22 protein-coding genes are annotated in these 26,756 nt (G+C 72.9%); 5 read left to right on the forward strand and 17 right to left on the reverse strand.

Annotated elements, in window-relative coordinates; genetic code table 11:
- The first annotated feature begins 5 nt into the window (after nt 1–5).
- Nucleotides 6–1,460, forward strand: coding sequence for an NAD-dependent succinate-semialdehyde dehydrogenase (locus tag BMW67_RS11670; protein ID WP_083581406.1), 1,455 nt, complete (start codon nt 6–8; stop codon nt 1,458–1,460).
- Nucleotides 1,461–1,502: 42 nt separating this feature from the next.
- Here the strand turns inward: BMW67_RS11670 and BMW67_RS11675 are convergent, their stop codons facing one another.
- From BMW67_RS11675 to carA, 3 genes are read right to left on the reverse strand one after another with little or no spacing between them, the layout of a single operon-like run.
- Nucleotides 1,503–2,501 (reverse strand): MBL fold metallo-hydrolase, encoded by a 999-nt coding sequence (locus tag BMW67_RS11675; RefSeq protein ID WP_245728517.1) that lies wholly within the window; start codon nt 2,499–2,501, stop codon nt 1,503–1,505.
- Nucleotides 2,502–2,553: 52 nt separating this feature from the next.
- A complete protein-coding gene (locus tag BMW67_RS16170) occupies nt 2,554–4,440 on the reverse strand; it encodes a glycosyltransferase (RefSeq protein WP_072747724.1) in 1,887 nt (628 codons plus the stop codon).
- Between the two features lie 60 nt (nt 4,441–4,500).
- Complete coding sequence (gene carA / locus BMW67_RS11685) at nt 4,501–5,673, reverse strand: glutamine-hydrolyzing carbamoyl-phosphate synthase small subunit (protein ID WP_072747725.1); 1,173 nt, start codon at nt 5,671–5,673, stop codon at nt 4,501–4,503.
- A 152-nt stretch (nt 5,674–5,825) separates the two neighbouring features.
- On the opposite strand from carA, the gene BMW67_RS11690 reads away from it, so the two are divergent.
- Nucleotides 5,826–6,281: a GatB/YqeY domain-containing protein gene (locus tag BMW67_RS11690; protein WP_072747726.1), complete on the forward strand. Its 456-nt coding sequence runs from the start codon at nt 5,826–5,828 to the stop codon at nt 6,279–6,281.
- Nucleotides 6,282–6,288: 7 nt separating this feature from the next.
- Nucleotides 6,289–7,248 carry a 2-hydroxyacid dehydrogenase gene (locus BMW67_RS11695; RefSeq protein WP_072747727.1) on the forward strand — a complete coding sequence of 320 codons (960 nt, stop codon included), beginning with the start codon at nt 6,289–6,291 and terminating at the stop codon, nt 7,246–7,248.
- A 172-nt stretch (nt 7,249–7,420) separates the two neighbouring features.
- Here the strand turns inward: BMW67_RS11695 and BMW67_RS11700 are convergent, their stop codons facing one another.
- The 6 genes from BMW67_RS11700 to paaG form a co-directional block, all read right to left on the reverse strand.
- Nucleotides 7,421–8,083 (reverse strand): OmpW/AlkL family protein, encoded by a 663-nt coding sequence (locus tag BMW67_RS11700; protein WP_211356326.1) that lies wholly within the window; start codon nt 8,081–8,083, stop codon nt 7,421–7,423.
- A 156-nt stretch (nt 8,084–8,239) separates the two neighbouring features.
- Nucleotides 8,240–8,839, reverse strand: a complete 600-nt coding sequence (locus BMW67_RS11705) for a TetR/AcrR family transcriptional regulator (RefSeq protein WP_072747728.1) — start codon at nt 8,837–8,839, stop codon at nt 8,240–8,242.
- 3 nt (nt 8,840–8,842) lie between these two features.
- The gene (gene paaK, locus BMW67_RS11710) at nt 8,843–10,153 is read right to left on the reverse strand and encodes a phenylacetate--CoA ligase PaaK (protein WP_072747729.1); all 1,311 of its coding nucleotides are present in this window, start codon (nt 10,151–10,153) and stop codon (nt 8,843–8,845) included.
- Nucleotides 10,154–10,222: 69 nt separating this feature from the next.
- Nucleotides 10,223–11,425 carry a 3-oxoadipyl-CoA thiolase gene (gene pcaF / locus BMW67_RS11715; RefSeq protein WP_072747730.1) on the reverse strand — a complete coding sequence of 401 codons (1,203 nt, stop codon included), beginning with the start codon at nt 11,423–11,425 and terminating at the stop codon, nt 10,223–10,225.
- Entirely contained in the window at nt 11,425–11,856 is a 432-nt protein-coding gene (gene paaI / locus BMW67_RS11720; RefSeq protein ID WP_072747731.1) for a hydroxyphenylacetyl-CoA thioesterase PaaI, read from the reverse strand. Before paaI ends, pcaF begins: the two co-directional genes overlap by 1 nt.
- Nucleotides 11,853–12,647 carry a 2-(1,2-epoxy-1,2-dihydrophenyl)acetyl-CoA isomerase PaaG gene (paaG, locus tag BMW67_RS11725; RefSeq protein ID WP_072747732.1) on the reverse strand — a complete coding sequence of 265 codons (795 nt, stop codon included), beginning with the start codon at nt 12,645–12,647 and terminating at the stop codon, nt 11,853–11,855. Before paaG ends, paaI begins: the two co-directional genes overlap by 4 nt.
- A gap of 128 nt (nt 12,648–12,775) precedes the next feature.
- On the opposite strand from paaG, the gene paaZ reads away from it, so the two are divergent.
- The gene (paaZ, locus tag BMW67_RS11730; RefSeq protein ID WP_072747733.1) at nt 12,776–14,803 is read left to right on the forward strand and encodes a phenylacetic acid degradation bifunctional protein PaaZ; all 2,028 of its coding nucleotides are present in this window, start codon (nt 12,776–12,778) and stop codon (nt 14,801–14,803) included.
- Nucleotides 14,804–15,015: 212 nt separating this feature from the next.
- On the opposite strand, the gene BMW67_RS11735 is transcribed toward paaZ, so the two are convergent.
- From BMW67_RS11735 to BMW67_RS16175, 7 genes are all read right to left on the reverse strand, one after another.
- The gene (locus BMW67_RS11735; RefSeq protein WP_072747734.1) at nt 15,016–15,741 is read right to left on the reverse strand and encodes a DUF2161 domain-containing phosphodiesterase; all 726 of its coding nucleotides are present in this window, start codon (nt 15,739–15,741) and stop codon (nt 15,016–15,018) included.
- Nucleotides 15,738–16,508 carry an SDR family NAD(P)-dependent oxidoreductase gene (locus BMW67_RS11740; RefSeq protein ID WP_072747735.1) on the reverse strand — a complete coding sequence of 257 codons (771 nt, stop codon included), beginning with the start codon at nt 16,506–16,508 and terminating at the stop codon, nt 15,738–15,740. Before BMW67_RS11740 ends, BMW67_RS11735 begins: the two co-directional genes overlap by 4 nt.
- Nucleotides 16,509–16,521: 13 nt before the next feature.
- On the reverse strand, nt 16,522–17,652 hold the full coding sequence (locus tag BMW67_RS11745; RefSeq protein WP_072747736.1) for an acyl-CoA dehydrogenase family protein: 1,131 nt from the start codon (nt 17,650–17,652) through the stop codon (nt 16,522–16,524).
- A gap of 1 nt (nt 17,653) precedes the next feature.
- Nucleotides 17,654–18,034, reverse strand: coding sequence for a rhodanese-like domain-containing protein (locus BMW67_RS11750; RefSeq protein WP_072747737.1), 381 nt, complete (start codon nt 18,032–18,034; stop codon nt 17,654–17,656).
- A gap of 57 nt (nt 18,035–18,091) precedes the next feature.
- On the reverse strand, nt 18,092–19,285 hold the full coding sequence (locus BMW67_RS11755; protein ID WP_072747738.1) for an acetyl-CoA C-acyltransferase: 1,194 nt from the start codon (nt 19,283–19,285) through the stop codon (nt 18,092–18,094).
- A gap of 194 nt (nt 19,286–19,479) precedes the next feature.
- Nucleotides 19,480–21,006, reverse strand: coding sequence for a substrate-binding domain-containing protein (locus BMW67_RS11760; protein ID WP_177174507.1), 1,527 nt, complete (start codon nt 21,004–21,006; stop codon nt 19,480–19,482).
- Between the two features lie 106 nt (nt 21,007–21,112).
- Nucleotides 21,113–23,836, reverse strand: a complete 2,724-nt coding sequence (locus BMW67_RS16175; protein ID WP_177174508.1) for a hypothetical protein — start codon at nt 23,834–23,836, stop codon at nt 21,113–21,115.
- A gap of 178 nt (nt 23,837–24,014) precedes the next feature.
- On the opposite strand from BMW67_RS16175, the gene BMW67_RS11770 reads away from it, so the two are divergent.
- The gene (locus tag BMW67_RS11770; protein WP_072747741.1) at nt 24,015–26,309 is read left to right on the forward strand and encodes a xanthine dehydrogenase family protein molybdopterin-binding subunit; all 2,295 of its coding nucleotides are present in this window, start codon (nt 24,015–24,017) and stop codon (nt 26,307–26,309) included.
- Here BMW67_RS11770 and BMW67_RS15520 read toward each other — a convergent pair.
- Nucleotides 26,291–26,689: a hypothetical protein gene (locus BMW67_RS15520; protein ID WP_125459037.1), complete on the reverse strand. Its 399-nt coding sequence runs from the start codon at nt 26,687–26,689 to the stop codon at nt 26,291–26,293. The two genes, BMW67_RS11770 and BMW67_RS15520, sit on opposite strands and share 19 nt — an antisense overlap.
- Between the last annotated feature and the right edge of the window lie 67 nt (nt 26,690–26,756).

Raw genomic sequence — 26,756 nt, forward strand, 5'->3', positions numbered from 1 at the left:
TGCGAATGAAGCTCAAGGACCCCACCCTTCTGACCGGCAGATCCTATGTCGGCGGCGTCTGGACCGACGGTCCCGGCGGCAAGACGTTCAAGGTGGTCAACCCCGCCACCGGCCAGACCGTGGCCGAATGCGCCGATCTGGGCGCGGAGGAGACCCGCCGCGCCATCGACGCGGCCTACGAGGCGCAAAAGCCCTGGGCGGCCAGGCTTGCTTCCGAGCGCGGCGCGCTGTTGATGAAGCTGCACGACCTGATGGTCGAGAACGCCGACGACCTGGCCACCATCCTGACCAGCGAGCAGGGCAAGCCCTGGGCCGAGGCGCGCGGCGAGATCCTTTACGGCGCAAGCTTTCTCAAATGGTTCGCCGCCGAGGCCGAGCGCGTCTATGGCGACGTGATCCCGCCCGCCGCGCCGGGCAAGCGAATCGTCGTGCTCAAGCAGCCCATCGGCGTGGTCGCGGCGATCACGCCCTGGAACTTCCCCAACGCCATGATCACGCGCAAGATCGGCCCGGCCCTGGCCGTCGGCTGCACGGTGGTCTGCAAGCCGGCCAAGCAGACGCCCCTGTCGGCCATCGCCATCGCCGTGCTGGCCGAGCGCGCGGGCTTTCCGCCGGGGGTGCTCAACGTCGTCTGCGGGTCGTCCGCCTCGGCCATCGGCAACGAGATGTGCGCCAACGAGAAGGTGCGCAAGCTGACCTTCACCGGCTCGACCGAGGTCGGGCGCGTGCTCATGCGCCAGTGCGCCCATGACATCAAGAAGCTGGGGCTCGAGCTGGGCGGCAACGCGCCCTTCATCGTCTTCGACGACGCCGATCTGGACGCCGCGGTCGAAGGGGCCATGGCCTCGAAGTTCCGCAACGCCGGCCAGACCTGCATCTGCGCCAACCGCATCTATGTCCAGGAAAGCGTGCGCGAGGCCTTCGTCGCCCGCCTGGCCGAGCGCGTGCGCGCCCTGCGCGTGGGCGACGGGCTGGAGGAAGGCGTGACCACCGGCCCCCTGATCGACGAGGCCGCCGTGGCCAAGGTCGAAGAGCACATCGCCGACGCGCTGGCCAAGGGCGGGCGCCTGGTGGTCGGCGGCAAGCGTCACGCGCTGGGCGGGCTGTTCTTCGAACCCACCGTCATCGACGGCGCCACGGCGCAGATGAAGGTCGCGCGCGAAGAGACCTTCGGCCCGCTGGCGCCGGTCTTCTCGTTCTCGGACGAGGCCGAGGCCATCGCGCTGGCCAACGACACCGAGTTCGGCCTGGCCGCCTATTTCTACGCGCGCGACATCGGCCGCTGCTGGCGCGTGGCCGAGGGGCTGGAATACGGCATCGTCGGGGTCAACGACGCCCTGCCCTCGACCGCCGTGGCGCCTTTCGGCGGCATGAAGCAGTCGGGCCTGGGGCGCGAGGGCTCGAAATACGGCATCGACGATTTCGTCGAGATCAAATACCTCTCGATGGGCGGGATCTGACCCCCGTCCGGGCGCCCGCCCCCGTCGGGGGCGGGCGCAACCTCAGACGTCGAACTGGTAGGTCGCGGGCACGAAGCGGAACCCTTCGCCCAGCGGCTCGACGAAACCGACGGCCGGGAAGGGCATGTGATAGCCGACGAAGGGAATGCGGTCGGCCGCGATCATGCCGAACAGGCTCTTGCGCGTGGCGGCGGCGGCTTCCTTGTCCATGTCGTAGCGCACGTGCCAGTCGGGGCGCTGCAGCGAGACCACATAGTGGTTGCACGCATCGGCGCACAGCATCAGCCGCCGCCCCTCGCTTTCCAGATGCCACGCCATGTGACCGGGCGTGTGGCCGAAGGCGGCCACCGCCTCGATGCCCGGGGCGACCGCGTCGCCGGGCTTGACGAAGCGCGCGCGCTCGGCCAGCGGAACCACCTTCTCCTGCACCAGACGGGCCACGCGCTCGGTCGGCCCGGAATCGCGCCCCGGCGCGGTCCAGAAATCGTATTCCGCGGCTCCGATCACATAGCGCGCATTGGGAAAGGCCGGCGCGCCGCCCTCGGTCAGCCCGCCGATATGGTCGGGATGCATGTGCGTAAGGACCACCACGTCGATCTGCTCGGGGGTCACGCCTGCCTCGGCCAGACGCGCGCGCAGCCCGCCCATGGCCGGGCGCGCGCCCTCGCCCAGGCCGGTGTCGAACAGGATCAGCTCGGCGCCCGTGTTGACCAGGGTTGGCGTGAACCCGTTCACGAAGCGCCCGGCGGGCAGGAAGTTGGCCTCGAGCAGCGCGGCGACCTCTTCGGCGCTCACATTCTGTCCGAAGATCGGGTGCGGCCCCTCGCCCGCGCGCATGCCGTCGGACAGGGTGGCGACCTCGAACGCGCCCAGCTCGAAGCGCCGGACGAGCCCGCGGGCCGGGCCGGCCTTGGGCGCCGCGGCGCGCGCGGGCGCAGGCGCGCCAAGGGTCAGCGCCGCGGCGACCGGCGCGGCGGCCAGCGCCGACAGCGCGGCGCGGCGGCCGACGCCCTTCGGGGCGGAATCGTTCATCTGCGACATGGCGATCACTCTCCCTTGCATACGCGGCCCGAGCGGCCGCCCATGGGGAAAGCTAGCGCGAACGCGGGAATTTCCACAGCCCCCGGCGCGGCGGGCGGCCATGCTCGGTCTTGTCCCAGTAAAGGGGCGCGGCGGCGGCCTCGACCAGGGATTTGAGCGCCGAGGCGACGCCCATGGGCCAGTAGAAGGGCAGGCTGAGCGCGGTCGGGATCAGGTTGCGCCGCCCCGCGCGCCGCAGCGCCAGCACCGACGACCCCGCCATCACCGCCTGCCCCATCAACAGCGCGCCGGCCAGCGCATGGCCCAGCGCGCCCAGCGCCGCGGCGGGGTCGAAGACCGGGCCCGCCAGCGCCGGCCACACCCAAACCGCCCAGAAAAGCGGCTGCGCCAGAAAGGCGCTGGCCGCCCCCAGAAACAGCGCCTGAAAACCCAGAAAGCCCCGCGGCCCCAGATCGCGCCACAGCCGGCGCGGCGCGCGCATGTGGGTGAGCCAGGTCATCAGATAGCCCTTCTGCCAGCGCGAGCGCTGACGGATCCACGCAAGGGGGGTGCGCGTCGCCTCCTCGTCGGTCTCGCTGTCGATCAGGCCCGTCACATAGCCCGCCCGCGCCAGGCGGATGCCCAGATCCGCGTCCTCGGTGACGTTGTGCGCATCCCACGCCCCGAGGCGCTCGAGCGCGGCGCGGCGGAAGAACAGCGAGGTGCCCCCCAGCGGCAGCGGGAAGCCCAGCTGCGCCATGCCCGGCAGCATGACGTGGAACCAGGTCGCGTATTCGACCGCGAAGCATCGCGGTATCCAGCCGTCGGCCTCGTTGCGAAAGGCGAGGCGCGCCTGCACGCAGGCCAGCTTGGCCGACGAGCCGGCGAAGGCCGCCGCCACCTTGCGCAGCTGGCGCGGCTCGGGCCGGTCCTCGGCGTCGTAGACGCCGATGATGTCGCCGCTGGCGAAGTCCAGCGCGTGGTTGAGCGCGCGCGGCTTGGTGCGCGGCCCCCCCGGCGGGGTCACCAGAATGCGCGCCCAGCGCGGCGGGTCGGCGGCCTCGATCGCGGCGCGGGTGGCCTCGTCGCCTTCCTCGAGCGCGAGAATGGCCTCGAGCCGCTCGGGCGGGTAATCGAGCGCGCGCAGCCCCTCGATCAGCTGCGCCGCCACCTGCGGCTCGCGGTAGAGGGCGATGATGAGGGTGATGCGCGGCGGCGGGCCCGGCTCGGGCTCGGCGGGCGCGGGACAGGGCAGCACGCTTCGCCGCGCCGGCAGCGCCATGACCGCCAGGCGCAGCCCCACATTCACCGCGTTGAGCGCCAGCGCCGCCAGGAACAGCGCCGGCAGCGCCAGCTGCGGCGCCAGCGCCAGCAGCGCCGCCGCCCCCGCCAGCGCCGCGCCCAGCGCCAGCCGCGGGCCGGGGCGGGTCAGCCCCCGCGCCGAAAGCCGCTCGGGCGTGCGCGAGGCCGCGCGGCGGGCCAGCTCGGGGGCGAAGCGGGCGCTCAGAACCGCCTCGAACGCCTCGGGCGCGCAGGCGACGACCTCGACGTCCAGATGGCGCGGAACGCGGAAGGCCCTGCGCAGGAACAGCTCCGCGCCCATCAGCGCGCCCGGGTCCGCGGCGGCGAAGACCAGCCGCCCCTCTTCGCGCCGCCAGGGCAGCGCGCGCCGCTGAAGGCAATGGATCAGGTCGCCCTCATCCATCAGCGAGGGGTCGGGGGGCTGGGCCTCGAGGTCGATGAAGGGCCGGGCGCGCTGCTCGGCCAACGCGGCCAGAACGTCGGCGCGGCGCACCGCGCCCGAGGCGCAAAGGATCTCACCCAGCGGCGCGCCCACCCGGCGCTGGCGCCGCAGCGCGGCCTTCAGCCTGCGGCGCGAAACCGCCCCGCGCGCGACCAGGATCTCTCCCAGCCGGGGCGGGGCGGCGCGCTCGGTGCTCGCCAGATCGACTTGCGCCATGAACTGCACTCCTGATGAGAGCAGGCTAGGCGCAAGACGGTTAACGGAAGGTTTCCAGCGTCAGAGCGACGCCGCGAAGCGCTCGAACAGATAGAAGCTGTCCTGCGGGCCGGGGCTGGCCTCGGGGTGGTGCTGCACCGAGAACACCGGCCGCTCGCGCATGCGGATGCCGCAGTTCGAGCCATCGAAAAGCGAGACATGCGTCTCGATCACGCCCTCGGGCAGGGTCTGGGCGTCGACCGCGAAGCCGTGGTTCATCGAGGTGATCTCGACCTTGCCGGTCTCCAGATCCTTGACCGGATGGTTCGCGCCGTGATGGCCGTGGCTCATCTTGATCGTGCGCGCGCCCAGCGCCAGGGCAAGCATCTGGTGGCCAAGGCAGATGCCGAAGATCGGCAGCCCCCTGTCCAGAATGGCGCGGATCATGGGAACGGCGTATTCGCCCGTCGCGGCCGGATCGCCGGGACCGTTCGACAGGAACACGCCCTTGGGATCATGCGCCAGCACCTCTTCGGCCGTGGCGGTCGCGGGCAGCACGATCACCTCGCAGCCGGCCTCGGCCAGGCAGCGCAGGATGTTGCGCTTGGCGCCGTAGTCGATGGCGACCACGCGCTTGCCCGGCCCCTCGCGGCGGGGAAAGCCGCCCGGCCAGGTCCAGCGCATCTCGTCCCAGCGGTAGGACTGGCGGCAGGTGACCTCGCGCGCCAGGTCCGCGCCCTCGAGCCCCGGAAACGCGCGGGCGCGGGCGATCAGGTCGTCCACGTCGAATTCGCCGCGCGCGTCATGGGCGATGGCCACATGCTGCGCGCCGCCCAGGCGGATCTTGCGCGTCAGCCGGCGCGTGTCCACGCCGCCCACGCCGATGCGCCCGCGCGCGGCCAGCCAGCGCGGCAGATCGCCCGCCGCGCGCCAGTTCGACGGCGCGGTCGGGTCCCACTTGACCACCATGCCCAGCGCCGCGGGCTGCGCGCTTTCGTCGTCCTCGTCATTGACGCCGACATTGCCCACATGCGGGAAGGTGAAGGTCACCACCTGCCCCGCATAGGAGGGGTCGGTCATGATCTCCTGATAGCCGGTCATGGCGGTGTTGAAGACCAGCTCGCCGACCGCCACCCCCTCGGCCCCGAAGCCTCGGCCGTAGAAGACCGAACCGTCGGCGAAAGCGATGCAGGCGGTCGCGGCTTCGGGCGCGCGGCGCGTTTGCGCGGGCGCGCTGGCGGCGGTATCGGTCATGAACGGACCCCGGAGCTTGGATTGACGTCGCGCGGAAGCTAGAGGCGGCCGCGCCCCAGGTCAAGGCCGCCGCCAGCGCCCGGGCCCGGTGGTCAGCGGCGCGGGGCTGGTGTATGAATCGCCGGATCGACCGCAGCAACGCAGGACATCCCATGCGCGATCGCATCGCCCAAGCCCTGACCGAAGCGATGAAGGCCAAGGATCAGGCCCGGGTCTCGACCCTTCGGCTGATCATGGCCGCCATCAAGGACCGCGACATCGCCGCGCGCGCCGCCGAGGAGGGCGACTCGCGCGTCTCCGACGCCGAGATCGCCCAGATCCTGGGCAAGATGATCAAGCAGCGCGAGGATTCCATCCGCGCCTACGAAGAGGCCGGCCGCCTCGAGCTGGCCGAGCGCGAGCGCGCCGAGATCGACATCATCCGCGAGTTCCTTCCCCGCCCGCTCACCGAGGAGGAGGCCGCGCGCGCCGTCTCGGAATCCATCGCCCGCGTCAACGCCAGCTCGATCCGCGACATGGGCGCGGTTATGAAGGATCTCAAGTCCCGCTACGCCGGGCGCATGGACTTCGCCAAGGCCGGCGCCGCCGTGCGCGAGGCCCTGCGCTGAGCCCGCCATGTCCAGGCCCCGCGTCATCGTCACCCGCCGCCTGCCCGCCCCGGTCGAAGCCGCGCTGAGCGAACGCTTCGACGCCGTGCTCAACCCCGACGACGTCCCGCTGAGCCGGCAGGACCTGGCCGCCGCCATGCGCGATGCGGACGCGGTCCTGTGCACGGTCGGCGACCGCATCGACGCCGAGGTCATCGGCGCCGCCCCGCGCGCGCGCCTCCTGGCGAATTTCGCCGTCGGCTACAACCATATCGACATCCGCGCCGCGCAGGCCGCGGGCGTCGTCGTGACCAACACGCCGGGCGTGCTGACCGATGCGACGGCCGACCTCGCGCTGACCCTTCTGCTCATGGTCGCGCGCCGCGCGGCCGAGGGCGAGCGGCTCGTGCGTTCGGGCGCCTGGAACGGCTGGGCCCCGACCCAGCTTCTGGGCGCGCAGGTCACCGGCAAGACCCTTGGCATCATCGGCATGGGCCGCATCGGCAAGGCCATGGCGGCGCGCTGCTGCCATGGCCTGCGCATGCGCATCGTGCACTACAACCGATCGCGCGTGACCGAGCCGGGCGTGCCCTGCCGCCAGCTGCCGACGGTCGAGGACGTGCTGCGCGAAGCCGACTTCGTCTCGATCCATTGCCCCGGCGGCGAAGAGAACCGCGGCCTGATCTCGGCCGAGCGGCTGGCCCTGATGAAGCCCACGGCCTACCTCATCAACACCGCCCGCGGCGACGTGGTGGACGAAGACGCGCTGATCGAGGCCCTCGAAAACCGCCGCATCGCCGGCGCCGGTCTGGACGTCTACGCCGACGAGCCCCGCGTGCCCGAGGCGCTGCGCGCGCTCGACAACGTGGTGCTTCTGCCGCATCTGGGCAGCGCCACGCGCGAAACCCGCGAAGCGATGGGCATGAAGGCGTTCGAGAACCTCGTCGCCTTCTTCGAGGGGCGCGAGCCGCCCGACCGAGTCGTCTGAGCGCGCCGCCGCGCCCCGCCGGGGCCGCAAACAGCCCCGCGCAAGCAGGCCCGCGCCGGCGCGCCCGACCGCGCCGCCCCCTGCGCCGACGCCAGCCCGCCGGGCGCCGCCGGCGGCCCCGGCCGTCCGGCCCGGGGCGGCGGGGCTCGACGCCCCGCCGCGCCGGCCCCCGTCAGAAGCGATAGCCCAGACCGAGGCCCACGATCAGCGGGTTGATGTCCACGCTGCCCGTGATCGCGCCGTCGTTGATGCTCCAGTCCGTCTCGAGGAAGATGTATTTCACGTCGGCGTTCAGATAGAAGCCGTCGCCCAGCTCCATGTCCACGCCCGCCTGCAGCGCGGCGCCGAAGGCGTTGTCATAGTCGATCGAATTGAACTGCCCGGCATCCTCGTTGTAGAAGATCGTGTAGTTCACGCCCGCGCCGAAATAGGGCTTGACCTTGGCCAGGGATTCCGAACCCGTCCACTCGCCCAGCTGCGTGACATGATACTGAAGGGTCAGCGTCGGCGGCAGCAGCCACACCGACCCGATGTCGGCCCCGGCCAGCGCGCCGCGCCCGCTCACGTCATGGGGCGTGGTGCCAAGGATCAGCTCGGCGGCGATGTTCGGCGTGAAGAAATAGGTGATGTCCAGCTCGGGCACGACCGAGGTCGTGATGTTGGCGTCCGAGCCGGGAATGCCGTCGGCGGTGAGCGATTCGTTGGGGATCACGCCGATCCCGCGCACGCGCACCAGCCAGTCCCCGTCATAGGATCCGGCGAACATCTCGCCCGCCCCGGCGGGCGCGGCGGCGAGAGCGGCAAGAGCGGCGAGGGCGAAAGCCTTGGGCGCCATGGTCTTCTCCATCATCTTGAAGCTGCGCTTGAGCGTCCCTGATCGGACGCGCGCCCGACTGCTAGGCCCGCCGACGCCCGGCAACCTTGATCCAGATCAGAAAAGACCGCGTCCGCGGGAAAAATCTGGTTTCACCGCAAAACCTTATCGCGCCCGCTAAGCGGGTGCCGCGCCCAGCGCCCGGACGCCGTCGGCGAAGATCGTCGCCGCCATGCGCGCATAGTCGCGCCGGCTCATGGGTCCGCCCTCGCGGAACCACAGATAGAACCAGTTGAGCATGCCGAACAGGCTCATCACCGCGGGCTTGAGCTGCTCGGGCGGCAAGGCGGGATGCAGCTTGCGCACCGCCTCGGCCATGATCGCGACCAGCCGCCGCTCGAGGGCTCGGATCTCTTCCTGCCGCTCGGGGGGCAGCGCGCCCAGCGCCTCGAGCTGAAGCTTGTGCTCGGCGTCCGCGTCGCGATAGGCGTCGAGCAGCGCCGCGACCAGGTTCAGAAGCCGCGCCTTGGGGTCGGGATCGTCGGGCGCCTGCTCCATCACCGCGACCAGCTTGCGCAGATGGCCGTGGATGATGTCGAACAGCAGCGACTCCTTGGACGGGTGGTAGTGGTAGAGCAGCGCCTTCGACACGCCGCAGGCCTCGGCCACGCGGTTCATCGAGGCGCGCTCGTATCCCTGCTCGGCGAAGACGCGCGCCGCCCGCGCCAGGATGGCGTCGCGCTTTTCCTCGTAATCGGCGGCGCGGGCGCGGGCCAAGGCTCAGTCCTTCGGGCGCCGGTCGACCACGCGGCGCGCCTTGCCCTGCGAGCGCTCGACCCCGCCCGGATCGGCCACGACCACGCGCGCGCTCACGCCCACCACGCCCTTGATCCGCGCCGCCAGCGCCTTGGCCGCCGCCGCGCGCGCGTCGGCGGCGGCGTGGTCGGGCAACGCCTCGACATGAACGGTCATGCGGTCCAGCCGCCCCTCGCGCGTCAGCTCGATCTGGTAATGCGGCGCAAGGCCGGGCGCCTCGACCAGCTGCTCCTCGATCTGGCTGGGGAACACGTTGACGCCGCGCAGGATGATCATGTCGTCCGAGCGCCCCGTGATCTTCTGGATGCGCCGCATCGAGCGCGCCGTGCCCGGCAGGAGCCGCGTCAGATCGCGCGTGCGGTAGCGGATGACGGGCATGGCCTCCTTGGTCAGCGAGGTGAAGACCAGCTCGCCCATCTCGCCGTCGGGGACGGGTTCGCCGGTCTCGGGGTTGATGATCTCGGGGTAGAAGTGGTCCTCCCACACATGCAGGCCGTCCTTGGTCTCGACGCACTCGTTGGCGACGCCGGGGCCGATGACCTCGGACAGGCCGTAGATGTCGACCGCGTGCATGTCGAAGGCCTCTTCCATCTCGCGGCGCATGGCGTCGGTCCAGGGCTCGGCGCCGAAGATCCCGACCTCGAGCGAGCAGGAGCGCGGATCGATCCCGGCGTTTCGGAACTCGTCCAGGATCGAGAGGAAATACGAGGGCGTGACCATGATCGCGGTCGGGCGGAAGTCCTGGATCAGCGTCACCTGCCGCGCCGTCATGCCGCCCGAGACGGGGACCACCGTGCAGCCCAGCTTCTCGGCCCCGTAATGCGCGCCAAGCCCGCCGGTGAACAGGCCGTAGCCATAGGCGTTGTGCACGATGTCGCCCGGCCGCACCCCCGAGGCGCGCAGCGAGCGCGCGACCACCGTCGCCCAGGTCTCGATGTCGTTCTTCGTGTAGCCGACCACCGTCGGCTTGCCCGTGGTGCCCGACGAGGCATGGATGCGCGCCACCTGCTCGCGCGGGACGGCGAACAGGCCGAAGGGGTAGTTGTCGCGCAGGTCCTGCTTGGTGGTGAAGGGGAACTTCGCCAGGTCCGAGAGGGTCTTGAGGTCGTCGGGATGCACGCCCGCCTCGTCGAAGCGCCGGCGGTAGAAGGGCACGTTTTCATAGGCGCGGCGCAGGGTGCGCTTCATGCGCTCGAGCTGCAATGCGGCGATCTCGTCGCGCGAGGCGATCTCGATCGGCTCGAGATCCTCGCGCCGGGGCGTCAGGTCCTTCATGGGCGTTTCCTCGGGTGGTTCCGTGTCGTTGAGGCCGCGCGCCCCTTGTTCCGGCGCGCGGCCCGGCGTTCAGGCGCGCTCGAGCATCAGCGCAATGCCCTGCCCGACGCCGATGCACATGGTGCACAGCGCCCGGCGCGCGTCGCGCTCGACCAGCTCGAGCGCCGCGGTCATCGCCAGGCGCGCCCCGGACATGCCCAGCGGGTGCCCCAGCGCGATGGCGCCGCCATTGGGGTTCACATGCTCGGCGTCGTCGGGCAGGCCCAGCTCGCGCAGCACGGCCAGCGCCTGGGCGGCGAAGGCTTCGTTCAGCTCGATCACGTCCACGTCGCCCACGCCCAGCCCAAGGCGCCCGAGCAGCTTGCGCGTCGCCGGCGCGGGGCCCACGCCCATCACCCGCGGGGGCACGCCGGCGGTTGCCATGCCGACGACGCGGGCGCGGGGCGTCAGGCCGTATTTCTCGACCGCGGCGGCCGAGGCCACGATCATCGCCGCCGCGCCGTCGTTCACACCCGAGGCGTTGCCCGCCGTCACCGTCCCGCCCTTGCGGAAGGGGGTCGGCAGCGCGGCCAGCTTCTCGAGCGTGGTCTCGCGCGGGTGCTCGTCGCGGTCGAAGACCAGCGGCTCGGCCTTGCGGCGGGGAATGGTCACGGGGACGATCTCCCTGGCAAGGCGGCCGCTGGCCTGCGCGCGGGCCGCGCGCTGCTGCGAGCGCAGGGCGAAGGCGTCCTGGTCCTCGCGGCCGATCTTCCATTCCTCGGCCACGTTCTCGGCCGTTTCGGGCATGGAATCGACGCCATGACGCGCCTCCATCAGCGGGTTGACGAAGCGCCAGCCGATGGTGGTGTCGTAAACCGCGTTCTCGCGCGAGAAGGCCGCCTCGGCCTTGGGCATGACGAAGGGCGCGCGGGTCATGCTCTCGACGCCGCCGGCCACGATCACCTCGGCCTCGCCGCAGCGGATGGCGCGCGCGGCCGTGCCGACCGCGTCCAGCCCCGAGCCGCACAGCCGGTTGACGGTCACGCCCGGCACGCTTTCGGGCAGCCCCGCCAGCAGCGCCGCCATGCGCGCGACGTTGCGGTTGTCCTCGCCGGCCTGGTTGGCGCAGCCCATGATGACGTCGTCCACCGCCTCGGGCGGCAGGCCCGGCGCGCGCTTCATCAGCTCGGCGATCACATGGGCCAGCATGTCGTCGGGCCGCACCGTGGCCAGCGCGCCGCCGAAACGGCCGATGGGGGTGCGCAGGGCCTCGCACAGGAAGGCTTCGGTCATCACTCTTCTCCTTCGGCGAAATGCTCGCCCTCGACCACGCGCGAGACGCCGCGGAACTGGGCCGCCACCTTGCCGTCGGCCTCGACGGCGACGTCGTAGACGCCCGTGCGCCCGGCCAGCGAAACCTCGCGCGCGACGGCGGTCATGCGCGCGCCCACCCGGACCGGGCGCAGATAGGTGATGGTGTTGTGCTGGGCCACGGCCAGCTTGTTGTAGCTGTTGCAGGCGAAGGCGAAGGCGCTGTCGGCCAGCGCGAAGATGTAGCCGCCATGGCAGATGTCATGCCCGTTGGCATGGCGCGGCTCGACGGTCATGGACAAGGTTGCGGTTCCGGGCCCCACATCCTCGATGCGCATGCCCATCTCCTGACTGGCGGCGTCGCGCGCCCACATCACCTCGGCGCTTCGGCGCGCCCTTTCCTGAGGGGTCATTCCTCTCTCCCGCTGAAGACGGCCTGACGTTTTTCCAGAAAGGCGGCCACCCCTTCCCGGTAGTCGGGCGAACGCCCCGCCCGGCGCTGGAAATCCCGCTCCAGATCCAGCTGCGCGTCAAGGTCGTTGACCGCGGCGGCGTGGATCGCGCGCTTGGTCAGCGCCAGGCCGAAGGTCGGCCCCGCCGCCAGCGACGCGGCCAGCGCGCCGGCCTCGGCGGCCAGCGCGTCGTCGTCCACGGCGCGCCAGATCAGGCCCCAGGCCTCGGCCGTTTCGGCGTCGAGCGGCGCGCCCGTCATGGCCAGCGCCTTGGCCCGCGCCTCGCCCAGCCGGCGGGTCAGCGCCCAGGTGCCGCCCGCGTCGGGCACGAGGCCCAGCTTGCAGAACGACTGGATGAACCGGGCCGAGCGCGCCGCCAGCACGATGTCGCAGGCCAGCGCGACATTGGCCCCCGCCCCCGCCGCCACGCCGTTGACGGCGCACAGAACGGGCTTGTCCAGCGCGCGGATGCGGCGGATGAGCGGGTTGTAGAAGCTCTCGAGCGTCTCGCCCAGATCGGGCGGGCCGTCCATCTTCGACGGGTCGCGGTCGCCCAGATCCTGCCCGGCGCAAAAGCCGCGCCCGGCGCCGGTCAGCAGCACCGCGCGCACCGAGGCGTCGGCGGCGGCTTCGTCAAGGCGCGCGCGCAGCGCCAGGTGCATTTCCTCGTTGAAGGCGTTGAGCCGCTCGGGGCGGTTGAGCATGAGCTTGAGCACGCCCTCGGCGCGCTCGGCCAGAACGGTGTCGGACATGCGGCGGTCTCCTCCCTGCGCCGCGCTGGGGCGGCCGCGAAAACCGTTGCATAGACCGACCGGCCGGTCAATAGTGTTGGCGACCGGACGGCGCGCCGCGCCGCCGCCATCGGCCGAGGGAGGAAAAGATGTCCGTCATGCAGCTGCGCAGCTACGCCCTGGGCGCCTGGGTCGCGCCGGCCGGGGCGCGCCCCATCCGCACCCCCGTCACCGGCGAGGTCGTGGCCGAGGCCGGCTCCGAGGGCCTCGACTTCGCCGCCATGCTCGAACATGCGCGCCGGGTCGGAGGCCCCGCCCTGCGCAAGATGACCTTTCACGAACGCGCGCGCATGCTCAAGGCGCTGGCGCAGCACCTGCACGAGCGGCGCGGGCCGCTTTACGAGCTCAGCCTGCTGACGGGCGCCACGCGCGCCGATTCGCTGATCGACATCGACGGCGGCATCGGCACGCTGTTCGTCTACGCCTCGAAGGGCCGGCGCGAGATGCCCGACGCGCATGTCTTCCTCGACGGCCCGACCGAGCAGCTGTCGCGCTCGGGCGCGTTCATGGGCCGACATGTCTGCACCCCGCTGCAAGGCGCGGCTGTGCACATCAACGCCTTCAACTTCCCCGTCTGGGGCATGCTCGAAAAACTGGCGCCGACGCTGCTGGCGGGCGTTCCGGCCATCGTCAAGCCCGCCACGCAGGGCGTATGGCTGGCCGAGGCCGCCTTCCGCATGATCGTCGAAAGCGGCATCCTGCCCGAAGGCGCCGTGCAGTTCATCGCCGGCGGCGTGGGCGATCTGCTGTCGCATGTCGGGCCGCAGGACGTGGTCAGCTTCACCGGCTCGGCGGCCACGGCGCGCAAGCTGCGCGCGGCGCCCGCGATCCTGGACAACGCGACCCGCTTCGTGGCCGAGCAGGACAGCCTCAACGCCTCGATCCTGGGGCCGGACGCGGCGCCCGGCACGCCCGAATTCGACATGTTCGTGCGCGAGGCGGTCAAGGAGATCACCGTCAAGGCCGGGCAGAAATGCACCGCCATCCGCCGCATCCTGGCCCGGGCCGCGCATCTGGACGCGCTGGCCGAGGCGCTGAGCGCGCGGCTGGCCGAGGTGCGCGTGGGCCATCCCGCGCTGCCCGAGACGCGCATGGGCGCGCTGGCCTCGGCGGCGCAGAAGGCCGACGTGCTCGAAGCGGTCGGGCGCATCGGCGCCGAGGCGCGGCGCATCTTCGGCGATCCCGAGAACTTCCAGCTTCTGGGCGCCGACCCCGACAAGGGCGCCTTCCTGCCGCCCATGCTGCTGCGCTGCGACGATCCCGACGGCGCGCGCGCGCCGCATGAAATCGAGGCCTTCGGCCCGGTCTCGACCCTCATGCCCTATCGCGACGCGGCGCATGCGGCGGCGCTGGCGAATCGCGGGGGCGGCTCGCTGGTCGCGTCGGTCTTCACCGACGATCCCGACTTTGCGCGCGACCTGGCGCTGGCCTCGGCCGCGTGGCACGGGCGGCTCTACTTCGCCGACCGCGGCATCGGCAAGGAGGGCACGGGCCACGGCTCGCCGCTGCCGCACATGGTCCATGGCGGCCCGGGCCGCGCCGGCGGCGGCGAAGAGCTGGGCGGCGTGCGCGGCGTCATGCACTACATGCAGCGCACCGCGGTGCAGGGCTCGCCGCGCATGCTGACCGCCATCGGCGGCGAGTGGGTGCGCGGCGCGCCCGAGATCGACGCCGGCGTCCATCCCTTCGCCCGCCGCTTCGGCGAGCTGCGCATCGGCGAGACCATCCACACCCCCGCGCGCACCATCACGCTCGAGGACATCGAGCGCTTCGCCCATTTCACCGGCGACACCTTCTACGCCCACATGGACGAGGAGGCCGCGCGCGCCAACCCGTTCTTCCCCGGCCGCGTGGCGCATGGCTATCTGCTGCTGAGCTTCGCCGCCGGCCAGTTCGTCAAGCCCGAGCCGGGGCCGGTCCTGGCCAATACCGGGCTCGACAACCTGCGCTTCATGAAGCCGGTCAGCCCGGGCGACTCGATCAAGGTGCGCCTGACCGTCAAGCGCAAGACCCCGCGCAACGAAAGCTATGGCGAGGTGCGCTGGGACGTCGAGCTGACCAACCAGGACGACGAGACCGTGGCCGCCTACGACCTCTTGACCATGAACGCGTTCTGAGCGCCCCGCCGCGCCCCGCGAAGGGGCTGCGGCGCCGGCCGATCGCGCCGGGTCCGCGCCGGACGCGCAAAGACGGCGCGACGCCTTGCTCCGCGCGCGGCCCCGCGGCGGGGCGAAAACGCCCGAACCCTGGCCCGAGCGCGGCGCCCGGCCCGCGCCGCCGGGCGGCGGCGGATCGGGCGCGCCGAGGATCACCGCCGCCATGCCGGCGGTCAGGCTTCGGGCGGCGGCGCCGAGGGCATCATGCGCCGCCATTCCTCAAGCGCCGCCAGCCCGCGCGGCGAGGCGGCGTAGACCCCGCGCGCGACGCGCTCGAACCAGCCATGGTGATCGTCGGCCATGATCCGCCGCGCGCGCGCAACGCCGACGGCGCGCGCGACCTCGGCCGCGCGGGTCGGCCCGGCCTCGGCCAGATGGCGCAGGCAGCGCAGCGCGTCCTGGCGATAGGCGGTCATGACCGGCCCGCGCGCCTTGCCGCCAAGATTGGGGTCGCCCTCGCGCCGGGCGAATTCGCGCAGCAGCCGCCCCCGCCGCGCCGCCGAGACGCGCGGCCGAAAAGGCGCCGGATCCAGATGCACCTCGACCGTTCCCTCGGGCAGACGCACCGTGATCAGCCCAAGGCCCAGCCTCCGGCACAGCGCCATGTTCGCCCTGAGCGACCTTGCGAAGGCGCGCCCGCGCCCGCGCGCGACGGCGACATAGACCGCCTCGGCCGCCGATTGCCGCGCAACGGCCTGGTGAAACAGCGCCAGCGAGAAGCCGCGCTTGAGCTCGACGATCACGGGCGGCTCGCCGGGGCGCAGCGCGACGACGTCGGCGGCGCCGATCTCGGCCTTGACCTCGTAGCCCTGCCCTTCGAGCAGCGCCTTGACCGGCGCGTAAAGCGCCGTCTCGGGAAAGGGGCCGGAGCGCGGGGGCGCGCTCCGGCGGGCGCTCATTTGGGCGCCATGCGGATGGCGCCGTCCAGGCGCACCGTCTCGCCGTTCAGCATCACGTTCTCGGCGAAATGCGCCACCAGCGCCGCATATTCGGCCGGATCGCCCAGGCGCGAGGGGAAGGGCACCTGCGCGCCCAGGCTCTTTTGCGCCTCTTCGGGCAGGCTTTGCAGCATGGGGGTCAGGAACAGGCCCGGCGCGATCGTCATCACGCGGATGCCCGAACGGGCCAGGTCGCGCGCCATGGGCAGGGTCATGCCGACCACGCCGCCCTTCGAGGCCGAATAGGCGATCTGCCCGATCTGCCCGTCGAAGGCCGCCACCGAGGCGGTGTTCACGATCAGCCCGCGCTCGCCGTCGGCGTTGAGCGGCTCGGCCGCCGCCATGCCGGCCGCCGCCTGGCTGGCGACGTTGAAGGTGCCGAACAGGTTGACCATGAGCGTGGTGCGGAACAGCTCGGCCGGATGGGGCTTGCCCTCCTTGTCCACGGTGCGCGCGGCCCAGGCGACGCCGGCGCAGTTGACGCAGATGCGCTCCTGCCCGTTGGCGGCGCGGGCCTTCTCGAGCCCGGCGGCGACGCTGTCGGGCTCGGTCACGTCCACCGCGCAGAAGACGCCGCCCAGCTCGCGCGCCACCGCCTCGCCGCGCTCGGCGTTGCGGTCGAAGATGGCCACGCGCACGCCGTCGGCGGCCAGCCGGCGGGCCGTGGCCTCGCCCAGACCCGAGGCGCCGCCCGTGACGACCGCCGCGATTTCGTTGCTCAGCTTCATGCCTGTCCTCCCGTTATCCCGCCATCTGGCGGGCGATGATGAGCTTCTGGATGTCGGACGTGCCCTCGTAGATCTGGCACACGCGCACGTCGCGATAGATCTTCTCGACCGGATGATCGGCCAGATATCCATAGCCGCCCAGCGTCTGGATGGCGTCCGAGCACACGCGCTCGGCCATCTGCGAGGCGAAGAGCTTGGCCATCGCCGCCTCGCGCAGGCAGGGCAGCCCGGCATCCTTCATGCGCGCGGCGTTGAGCACGAGCTGGCGCGCGGCCTCGATCTGCGTCTCCATGTCCGCCAGGCGGAACTGCACGGCCTGATGCTCGAAGATCGGCCGGCCGAAGGCCTCGCGCTCGCGCGCATAGGCCAGGGCGTGGTCGAAGGCGGCCTGGGCCATGCCCACCGACTGCGCCGCGATGCCGATGCGCCCGGTCTCGAGGCTGGACAGCGCGATGGCGTAGCCCTGCCCCTCTGCGCCGATCAGGTGATCGGGGGTCGCCTCCATGTCGTCGAAGGCCAGCGCGCAGGTGTCCGACGCCTTCTGGCCCATCTTCTCCTCGACCTTGGCGACGACGAAGCCGGGCGCGTCGTTCATGACGTGAAAGGCGCTGATGCCCTTCTTGCCGGCGGCGGGGTCGGTGACGGCGAACAGGATCGTCGCCCCGCCGATCCGCGCCGAAGAGATGAACTGCTTGGCGCCGTTGATCACATAGCCGTTCCCGCGCCGCTCGGCCCGGGTGCGCAGCGCGCCCGCATCCGAGCCCGCATGCGCCTCGGTCAGCGCGAAGCAGCCGATCCACTCGCCCCGCGCGGCGGGCTCGAGCCAGCGGCGCTTCTGCTCGGGGCTGGCGTAGCGGTCGAGGATGGCCAGATAGGGCGCGTTGTGCACCGACACCATCGTCGAGACCGCGCCGTCGCCCCAGGCCAGCTCCATCAAGGCCAGCGCGTAGGACACGTAGTCGGCGCCCGCGCCCCCCATCTCGGGGTCGATGGTCATGCCCAGAAAGCCCAGCTCGCCCAGCTCGGCGCGGATCTCGGGCTCGATCAGGCCGGCGCGCTCGCGCGCCCGCGCGCCGGGGGCCAGGCGCCTGCGCGCGAATTCGCGCGCGGTGTCGCGGATCAGGCGTTGCTCGTCGGTCAGCATGTCATTTCTCCTCGACCGGGCCGCCGGCGGCCTTCCAGGCGGCGAAGCCGCCTTCGACATGGGCCACGCCGGGCAGGCCCATCTCCTGCGCCGTCCGCGCCGCCAGCGCCGAGCGCCAGCCCCCCGCGCAGAAGAAGACGTAGCGGCCGCCGCGCTGGAACTCGGGTTTGGCGTAGGGGCTTTCGGGGTCCAGCCAGAATTCGAGCATCCCGCGCGGGCAGTGGAAGGCGCCGGGCATGGCGCCCTCGCGGCGCAGCTCGCGGATGTCGCGCAGGTCCACGAAGGTGACGTCCTCGCGCCCATGCAGGGCGATGGCCTCTTCGACCGGCAGGGTTCGGACCAGGGCGTTCGCCTCGGCCACCATGTCCTTCACGCGCTTCATCTGCGCCTCCTTGGCCGGATGGAAGGGCGCGGCCCCGCGCGGGGCGGGGCCGGCGGCTCAGGGCAGCTCGATGGCGACGGCCGTGCCCTCGCCGCCGCCGATGCAGATGCCGGCCATGCCGCGCTTGCCGCCGCGGGCCTCGAGCGCGTGCAGAAGCGTGACCAGGATGCGCGCGCCCGAGGCGCCGATCGGATGGCCCAGCGCGCAGGCTCCGCCGTTGACGTTGAGCCTGTCGCGCGCGATGCCCATCTCGGCCATGGCGGCCATGGGGACGACGGCGAAGGCCTCGTTGATCTCCCACAGATCCACGTCCTCGACGCTCCAGCCCACGCGCTCCATCAGCTTGCGCATGGCGGGGACCGGGGCGGTGGTGAACCAGCCCGGCGCCTGGGCGTGGCTGGCATGGCCCAGGATCGTGGCGCGGATCGGCAGGCCGCGCGCCTCGGCGTCCGAGCGGCGCATCAGCACCAGCGCCGCGGCGCCGTCCGAGATGGACGAGGCGTTGGCCGCGGTCACCGTGCCGTCCTTGCGGAAGGCGGGCTTGAGGGTGGGGATCTTCTCGGGGCGGGCCTTGCGGGGCTGCTCGTCCTCGGCCACCTCGACCTCGCCCTGGCGGGTGCGCACGGCGACGGGGGCGATCTCGGCCTTGAAGGCGCCGGTCTCCTGCGCGCGCAGCGCCCCGGCCAGCGAGGCGAGGGCGTATTCGTCCTGCATCTCGCGGGTGAACTGGAACTTCTCGGCGCAATCCTCGGCGAAGGTTCCCATCAGGCGGCCCTTGTCGTAGGCGTCCTCGAGCCCGTCCAGGAACATGTGGTCCAGCACCTCGGCATGGCCCAGCCGCGCGCCCGCGCGCATCTTGGGCAGAAGGTAGGGCGCGTTGCTCATGCTCTCCATGCCGCCGGCGACCAGCACGTCGCCATTGCCGCAGCGCAGCTGGTCATGGGCCATCATCACCGTCTTCATGCCCGATCCGCACATCTTGTTGACGGTGGTGGCGGGCACCTCCTCGCCCAGCCCGGCCTTGAAGCCGGCCTGGCGGGCAGGCGCCTGGCCCTGCCCGGCCGGCAGCACGCAGCCCATCAGAAGCTCGTCCACGTCGCCCGGCTCGAGCCCCGCGCGCTCGAGCGCGGCCTTGATGGCGACCCCGCCCAGATCGGCGGCGGGCACGCCCGCGAAATCGCCCTGAAAGCCGCCCATCGGGGTGCGCGCGGCGCCGACGATGACGATGGGATCATGCGCTGAAGCGGTCATGGGTGTCCTCCCTTGCGCCGCGCGTGGCGGCGGTGAACGAATGTTCATTTCCCGACCGGCATAGCCCAAAGCGCGAGTCGGATCAACCGAGCCGCCCGCCCCGGCCCGGCGCGAATTGCCGCCCCGAACGCGAAGCGGCGGCCCGAAGGCCGCCGCCGCCGGCGCCGCGCGGGCGCCCGTCTTCGGTGCCGCGATCAGAACTTGTCGCGGATCCACAGCTCGACGCGGCGGTTGATGCGCCGCCCCGCCAGGCTTTCGTTGCAGCCGACGGGCGCCAGCTCGCCATAGCCCATCACGCGGAAGTCGATCTTGTCGAGCGCGCCGGCGGGCGCCGCCGCCTCGATCGCGGCGCGCACCTGGTCGGCGCGACGGAAGCTGAGCGCGCGGTTCAGGTCGGCGCGGCCGACGCTGTCGGTGAAGCCGATCAGCAGCACCTCCTTCTCGCCGATGGTGGGCTGCGAGAGGTATTCGATCACCCGCTTCACGTCGAGCTGGGCCTTGTTGTCCAGCTGCGACGAGCCGGGGTTGAAGCGGAAGGTCGCCGACAGGCGCTCGGCCCCCAGCAGCTCGGTCGCCAGCTCGCGCATCTGCCCGTAGCGGAACTCGGGCGAGGGGTCGGTGAAGGCCATGGCGAAGCGCATGCCCTGCTCGTTGATGGTGCGCGACTCGATGCCCTGATCGACATAGCCGGCGTCGGCGATGACGGGCTGCGCCTGGCTGGACTGCGCGAAGGCCAGCAGCTGCTTGGCGTGGGGCGGCAGCGTCTCGTCCTTGGTATAGAGGTAGAGGCGGCGCGCCAGCGGGTATTCCTCGGTCTTGATGCCGAAGGGATCGGGCGTGGCGATCAGGCCGCACTCGGTGCGGATGGCCACCGGCTTGGCGGCGCGCACGCTGGCGATGCTGACGAAGCCGATGCCGTTCGGGTCGAGCGCCACCTGGTCGGCCAGGTCGCCGTCATTCTGGAACAGCTTGGCGCCGTCGCCGATCGACAGGCCGAGCGGCTGCAGGATGTTCTCCTCGAACATCGCGCGCGCGCTGCTTTCGCCCTCGGGCGCGTAGATCACGATGGGCGCGTCGGGGCCGCCCAGTTCGGACCAGTTGGTGATCTCGCCGGCGAAGATGTCGGCGATGTCCTCTTGCGAGAGCGCGTCGATGGGGTTCGACGGCGCCACCACCACCACCAGGCCGTCCAGCGCGATGATGCGCTCATGCGCGGGGTCGGTGATGTCGGGCGCGCCGGCTGCGCGCAGCGCGGCCAGCTCGGCGTCCGAGACCGGCCGCGCGGACATGCCGATGGCCGCGTCGCCGGCCAGAAGGGCCTTGAACGCATCCTCGGATTCGCCTTCCCGGATGGTCACGGTGGCCAGATCGGCGCCCGCCGCCGAACGGATGCGCGCGATCAGCGAGTCGCCCTCGCGGCTTTGCAGCAGATCGGCGTCCAGGCTGTCGGCATAGGCCAGCAGCAGGGCGGGCATCAGCGTCGCGCCGATCTCGTCCGATCCGGCCATGGCGAATTCGGAACGCAGAAGGGACGGGTCGGGGCAGCCCTCGCCCTCGCAGGCGACCTGCATGGCGTTGATGCGCAGATCGCCGATCGTCGTGCGCAGAACGAACACGTCGCCGGTGAACTCGACCAGGTCGCCCGAAATCGCCACCGCCCCGTCATAGGAACGCAGCGTGACCGGTCCGGCCGCCGCGCTTCCGATCAGGGCGGCCGCCATGGCCGCACCGGCCGCGATACGGCCCAAAGCTTTGCTCAACATCATCCGGTCTCGTCCCCTCACGCTTGATACGCCGCTTCGTCCGGCCTGGCCGGACGCGTCGGTCTCAGTTATGCACAATGACCATGTCCCTGACCATATCCGGCAGATACAGCGCCGCATCCGCGATCGCCTCGCCGCACGAGGCGGCGACGATCGACTGGTTCGAACGCTCCTCCACGCGGCCGTTCTCGAGCCGGACGGTGCGGAACACGGGCGACGCCTCGGGCGTCAGTCCGCAATAGGGCGGCTGGGCCAGGCGGCCGCGGCTGGCGAACTCGACCGCCATGCGGATCACCCCCTGCGGCGAGCGCCGCCCGGGGTTGAAGCTGTAGACCTCGATATTGTCGCCCTGCCCCTCGAGCGACGGGAAGCTTTGCGTCAGCCCCCCGCGTCCGCGGCGATAGGCGCGCGCATCGCCCGGCGCGCGCTCCCACACATGGCCGGGCGCGCCCACGGACGCGCCGAACTCGAAGGCGTGCAGGTTCAGGTCCACCGGCGCGTCCCAGACCAGGGCCACGCGCAGCACCCGCGCCGCGTCAAGCAGCCTTGCCCGCGCCTGCGCCAGGGCCGCGCCGCCCTCGACATAGCTCACGCGCGCGTCGCGGGCGAAGGCCGGCAGCTCGGCCGCGAAGCGGCCCTTGGCGTCGAAGCGCACGGCGAAACGCAGGCCCTCGTGCTCGAGCACGCCGACGCGGCCCGCGCGGCAGCTCGAGTCGCCCTCGACATGGACGAACGCCCCCGGCTCGGCGCGCGCCGACAGGGCCACCGGGCAGTCAGGCGCGGACGCGGGCGGGATCGCCGCCGGCGCCTGCGCGGCGCGCGCATCCAGAGCGGCGACGGCCTGGGGCGCGCGCTCGACCGCTTGCGGCGCGGCCGGCGCGGACGCGCCATCCGCCGGCGCGCGCGGCGCCAGGGCCGCCGGCGCCGGGCCGGACTGCACGGGCGCGGGCGTCGCGCCGGACTGCACGGGCGCGGGCGCGGCGTCGGGCGCCGGCGCCAAAGGCGCGCGGTCATGCGAGGCCGGCGCGCCCGGCGCGCTCGGCGCGGCCGAGCCGTCAAGCGCCGCCATGCGCACGGGCGCGCCCTGAGGCGGCGCCCAACCGGGCGCAGGCGCTGCGGGCGCCGGCAAGGCCGAGGCTTGCGCCAGGGCCACGGCGGCCTGCGCAGGCGCCGGAACGGGCGTCGCGCGGCGGTCTGCGGGCGGCGCGGCGACGGGCTCGGCGCCGGTCACCAGACGCGCGATGCGCGACAGCAGGCCGGCCGCGGGCGCCGCCTCGGGCTCGGCCTGGGCCAGCGCCGCGCTGGGCGCGGGCGCCGGCGCGGCGCCGGCCGAGGCGAGCGCCTGAGGCAGCGGCTCGGCGCGCTCGGGGGTCGGCTTGGGCGGCCGCATGTCGGTGATCATGGGCATGAAGGGCCGCGCCGCCGCGCGCGCAAGCTGCGCGTCGGGCCCGCGCGGGCCGATCAGGCGGCCAAGCTCGGCCTCGCCCTGCGGAACTGGCATCTGCGGCGCGGCGCCTTCCAGCGCCAGGAGCGGCCCGAACAGGGGCTCGACCGCGTCGGGCTCCGAGGCGCCGGGCCGGCCCTCCTGCCGCGCCGCCGGAGGCGGCGCCGGCGGATCGGCGCGCATGGCCACGGCGCCCATGGCGTCGGGGAAGGCGACCAGGCCGCGCGCCATGGCCGGGGCCAGCCCCATCTGCGCCGCGCCGGCGACCGCGGGCGGCGGCGCCGCCTGGGAATGCGTCGCGGGCGCGGGCGCGGCGGCGGGAAGCGCCGCGGCGGCGGGAGCCGAGACGCGCGCCGGCGCGCCAAACGGCCCAGGCTGCGCCGGCCCTTCCGCGGCGGGCGCCGGCGCCAGCGCGGCGATCCGCTGCTGCGCGGCGGGGGGCATCCGCGGCTCGGTCGCGCCCGGCCGGGCGACCTCGGCCAGCGCGGCCGGCGCCGCCGCCCGGGGCGCGCCCTGGGCCGCCGCGGACGGGGCGGCGGGGGCGGCGCCGTCCGCGGCGGGACGGGCCGGAGCGGCCGCGGGCGCGGGCGGCGCGGGGCGCGCCGACTCGGCCGAGGCGGCTGGGGCGGGCGAACGCGGCGCAAGCTCGGCCAGCAGCCCCGCGCCGGGCGCCGCGCCTGGGGCCGCGCCGCCCGGCGCCGACAGCGCCGGAGTCGCCAGCACCATGCCCGGCTCGGGCGCCGGGGCCTGCAGGTCGCGCCGGCGCGGGGGCTCTTCGCGCGGAGGAGCGATGGCGGCCACGGTCGGCAAGGCGCCCCCCTGCGCGGACGAGGCCGCGGCGGCGATGTCGGCCGGATCCTCGGGCAGCGCCGGCGCGCCGGCGGCAGGCCGCGCCGAATCGGCGCGCGCCACGCGCTCGGGCGCGGCCGGCGGCGCGGCCCCCGGCGCCTCGCGCGGCTTGACCGGCGCGATGCGCGGGTCGGAATCGACCAGCGCCAGGGTCAGCGTCGCGCGCGCGCAGGCGCCGTCCTGCTCGACGCAATACACGGCGGTCTGCGTGCCGGCGCAGATGGCGGGCACGTCATAGACCAGCATCCCGCCCTCGGGCCGCAGGCGGCCACAGACCGGCGGCGAGACCACCTTCAGCGCGACTGCGGACGGATCGGGGATGCCCTCGTCATTGTGGAGCACGTCGATGACGTAGGAGCCGCCGGCGCGCAGCTCGGCGACGTCGTCGACCGGGGACGGGCCGGACTTGCCCGAGAAGGCGGCCATGAGCGTCTCGCTCTTTTGAGCGATGGCGCCGAGAGCCACCATCAACACGACCCCGGTGAGGATCGCCATCATTCGGTCATCGCTACGCACTGACTGACCGCTCCAACTGATTCGGACGCATACGGACCGATTATCGCGCAAGCGCAGGCAAATAGGAACCGCGCAGCCGCGCGCCCCTCGCGGCCCGTTGCCGCGCGCCGCGGAGGCGGCTAGCCTGCCGCCGTTCCCGCAGTTCAGGAGAAGCGCCATGAAGTTCGGAATTGGCCAGCCCGTGCGCCGCAAGGAAGACGACCGACTGCTGCGCGGCAAGGGGCGCTTCGTGGACGACCTGTCGCTGCCGGGGCAGGTCTTCGCGCATGTGGCGCGCTCGCCTGTGGCGCATGGGCGGCTGAGCGCGCTCGACCTGTCGGCCGCGCGCGCCGCGCCCGGAGTGCTGCTGGTCTGGAGCTGGGCCGACGTCGCCGGACGCCTTGCGCCGATCGCCAACCAGTTCCCCCTCAAGCAGGCCGACGGAAGCGACGTGCCCCCCGTGGTCATGCCGCACCTGGCCGACGGCGTGACGCGCTATGTCGGCCAGCCCGTGGCCTTCGTCGTGGCGCGCACCCGCGCGCAGGCGCGCGACGCGGCCGAGCTGATCGAGATGGCGTTCGACGATCTGCCCGTCGTCGTCGACCCCGAAGCCGCGCTGGCGCCGGACGCGCCGCAGCTGCACGACTGCGCTCCGGGCAACCTGGCCTATCGCTGGACCATCGGCGACGAAGCCGCCGTCGAGGCGGCCTTCGCCCGCGCCGCGCGCACGGTGCGCACGCGCGTGACGAACCAGCGCATCATCGTCAACGCCATGGAGCCTCGCGCCACCCTGGCCCGCTGGGACGCCGAGGCCGAACGCTGGGAGGTCTGGGCCGCCACGCAGGGCGTCCACGCCCTGCGCGCCAAGCTGTCGGCCCAGCTGATGGTCCCGCCCGAGAAGATCCGCGTGCGCACGCCCGATGTGGGGGGCGGCTTCGGCATGAAGCTGCAGGCCCATCCCGAAGACGCGCTCGTCGCCCTTGCCGCGCGCGAGCTGGGGCGCCCCGTCAAATGGACGGCCGACCGCTCGGAAAGCTTCCTGGCCGACGTGCAGGGCCGCGACCTGACCACCGAGGCCGAGGGCGCCTTCGACGAGAACGGCCGCATCCTGGCCATGCGCTGCCGCTCGATCTCGAATCTCGGCGCCTATCTGTCCTCGGTCGGCGTGGGCGTGCACACGGTCTTCTCGGCGCCGCTGACGGGCGGCATGTACGACCTGCCCTGCTTTCATCACGAGGTCCGCGGCGTTCTGACCAACACCACCCCGACCGACGCCTATCGCGGCGCCGGCCGGCCCGAAGCCATCCACGTCACCGAGGCCGTGATCGAGGCCGGCGCCCGCGCCTTCGGCATGGACCCGGCCGAGTTCAGGCGCATCAACCTCATCAAGGCCGAGCAGGTTCCCTACCGCTCGCATGGCGGGTTCGAGTTCGACAGCCTCGACCCCGAGGCGGCCCTGAAGCTGGCGCTCGAGGCCTCGGACCAAGCCGGCTTTCCCGCCCGGCGCGAGGCCGCGCGCGCGCGCGGGCGGCTGCTGGGGCGGGGCGTGATCTACTATTTCGAGCGCACCGGCGGCGCCCCGATCGAGCGCGCGACGCTCGAGCTGGACCCCGAGGGCGTCGTGCGCGCCGCGGTGGGCACGCAGTCCAACGGCCAGGGGCATGAAACCGCCTGGGCGCAGATCATCCACGAAAAGCTGGGCGTGCCCCTCGACGCGATCCAGCTGCTCGAGGGCGACAGCGACCTGCTTCCGGCGGGCGGCGGCACGGGCGGGTCGCGCTCGCTCATCATGGCCGGGCGCGTGTTCCTCAAGGCCGCGGACGAGGTGATCGAGAAGGCGCTCGCCGCGGCGTCCGAGCTGCTCGAGGCGGCGCCGGCCGACATCGAGTTCCGCCCCGACGAAGGCGGCCTTTTCCGCATCAAGGGCACGGACCGCACGGTCACGCTGTTCGATGCGGCGCGCGAGCTGGGCGGCATTCTGGGCGCCGGCGCGGTGGACGACTCGATCGCCACCTTCCCCAATGGCTGCCACGCGGCCGAGGTCGAGATCGACCCCGAGACCGGCGCCGTCGCGGTCACGCGCTATGTCGCCGCCGATGATTTCGGCACGGTCATCAACCCGCTCATCGTCGAGGGCCAGGTCCATGGCGGCGTCGCCCAGGGCCTGGGCCAGGCGCTGGGCGAGCGGGCGGCCTACGATCCCGAGACGGGCCAGCCGCTGGCCGGCTCGTTCATGGACTACTGGATGCCGCGCGCCGCCGACCTGCCGCCCTTCGAGGTGCTCATGAGCCCCACCATGGCGCGCACCAACCCGCTGGGCGCCAAGGGCTGCGGCGAGGCCGGCTCGGTGGGCGCCGTGCCCGCCGCCGCGCTGGCGGTGCAGGACGCCCTGCGCGCCGCCGGCGCCGAGCCGATCGAACCGCCCTACACCCCCTGCCGGGTATGGGAAGCCCTTCAGGCCGCGCGCCCGTGACGCCGCCCCGCGCCCGCACCGGCCATGCGCCGGACTGAAGCGCGGCGCCTGGGCGCGCGGCCCCCGCGCGCCTCATCGGCCGTGCCGTGCAAAGCACCCAAGGCATCCGCCTTGGCGTCCGGGCCGCCGGCGACGAAGAAACCCGCGCGCAAAGCGGCGGCCACCTCGCGCGCCAGCGGCTGCGGCCGGGCAAGCCGCCGCGAACGCCGCCACAAAGCCCGAGCGCACGCCGCATGGCCACCGTCGAACAAGGATTGCAACGGATTGGGGCGCCTGCGGATCAAGCGCCCATCGATCGAGCCGCCGAACCGCGCCGGCGGCGCCGGCGGCGCCATGATCCGCGCGCCGCTTGGCCCTGGCGCGCAAGCCGCTTCGGCCATGTCGCCGCCGCCCCCTCGTCGAGCGGAAGGCCAGGCGGCCCCTCGCCCCGCGGACCCCTCGTCGCCG

Source organism: Oceanicella actignis, assembly GCF_900111545.1.
Lineage (GTDB): Bacteria > Pseudomonadota > Alphaproteobacteria > Rhodobacterales > Rhodobacteraceae > Oceanicella > Oceanicella actignis.